We start from the raw sequence: 1678 nt of genomic DNA on the forward strand, positions 1-1678 counted from the left end.
TGTCTCTGGCAACGTTAGCCAGGACCACTCGGGCAATCTAAGCGGAGACCACCTCGGCGTTTTGCGGGGTGTCGGGGCAATCTAAGCCAGGCCCACCTCCACCGTTATCGCAACGTGTTATTTGTTGCTGAGGGTGGAGGTTCGGGATGGAGTTACGGGTGGAAAAGTTCGCGCAGATCCGGCGTGACGAGAGGGTGGAGGGGCTCTCGATCAGGGAGCTCGCGCGCCGGCATAGTGTGGGCCGGGAAACGGTGCGTCAAGCGTTGCGGCAGGCGGAGCCGCCAGCGAAAAAGCCGCGGGTCCGGTCGGCGCCACGTCTTGACGTGTTCAAGGCGATCATCGACCGGATGCTAACCGATGATTTGACGGCGCCGAAGAAGCAACGACACACAGCCCGGCGGGTCTTCGCCCGGCTCGCGGACGAGCACGGGGCAACAGAGTTGTCGTACTCGACGGTGCGGAACTATGTCCGGCTCCGTCGAGCACAGATCAACACGGACGCCGGCCGGTTGGGTGATGCGTTCGTCCCTCAGGAACACGCGCCTGGGGCTGAGGCGGAGGTCGATTTCGGTGACGTTTATGTGATCTTGGCCGGAGCGAAAACGAAGTGTCAATTGTTCGCGTTCCGGCTGTGTCACTCCGGTAAAGCAGTGCACCGGGTGTATCCGACTTCAGGGCAGGAAGCGTTCCTCGAAGGCCATATCGCTGCGTTCGAAACGCTCGGTGGGATCCCCACGAAGCAGATCAAGTACGACAACCTCACCGACGCGGTCACGACAGTGATCTTCGGCACGGGCAGGCGACGCACGGAGAACCCACGGTGGTTGCTGTTTCACTCCCATTACGGCTTCGACCCGTTCTACTGCCTACCCGGGATTGATGGTGCTCACGAGAAGGGTGGTATCGAGGGTGACGTGGGACGATTCCGCCGGAACCACCTGTCGCCGATGCCAGTGGTGGATTCGCTCGCGGAGTTGAACGAGAAGATCATCGCCTGGGACGAGGCCGACGACGCCCGCCGGATCGATAGCCGAATCAGAACCGTCGGGCAGGACTTCGCTACCGAACGTCTCCTTCTTGCTCCGCTGCCATTCGAGCGTTTCGACCCGGGGCTGTCACTAACGCCTCGGGTTGACCGGTCCAGCCTGGTCACGGTCCGGATGGCGAAGTACTCCGTTCCGGCCCGGATGATCGGCCGCCCGGTCCGGGTATCGCTTCGCGCGTCGGAAGTACTGATATTCGACGGCCGCACCGAGATCGCCAGACACCCCCGAGTCGTCGCAGTCCGCGGACAATCCGTGCAACTAGATCACTACCTAGAGGTATTGCAGCACAAACCTGGTGCACTGAACGGGTCTACTGCCCTAGCTCATGCGCGGAAGGCAGGAACGTTTACTACAGCGCACGACGCATTCTGGGCTGCGGCCCGGAAGACCGACGGGGATGCCGGCGGCACGAAAGCACTCATCGATGTCCTCCTGCTACACCGGAGCATGGCCGCTGGCGACGTTGAAGCCGGGATCAGAGCGGCCCTGACCGTTGGCGCGGTCACCGCCGATGTCGTCGCGGTCGAGGCCCGCCTGCACCAGGCCCGGGGTGGTCCTGGTGCAAGCCGTCCTCGGATCGCTGATGCTCGTGAGCCCGAGCGAAGAGTCATCAGCCTCACGCAGCGGCGCCT

Annotated in this window: 1 protein-coding gene; it reads left to right on the forward strand. The window is 62.9% G+C overall.

Translation table 11 applies throughout. The features are described from left to right. Positions 1-146: 146 nt before the first annotated feature. On the forward strand, positions 147-1678 hold a 1532-nt coding region (istA, locus tag B7R21_RS19485; protein ID WP_116284912.1), incomplete at its 3' end, for an IS21 family transposase.

It is taken from the genome of Subtercola boreus (assembly GCF_003399625.1).
GTDB classification, from domain to species: Bacteria; Actinomycetota; Actinomycetes; order Actinomycetales; family Microbacteriaceae; genus Subtercola; species Subtercola boreus_C.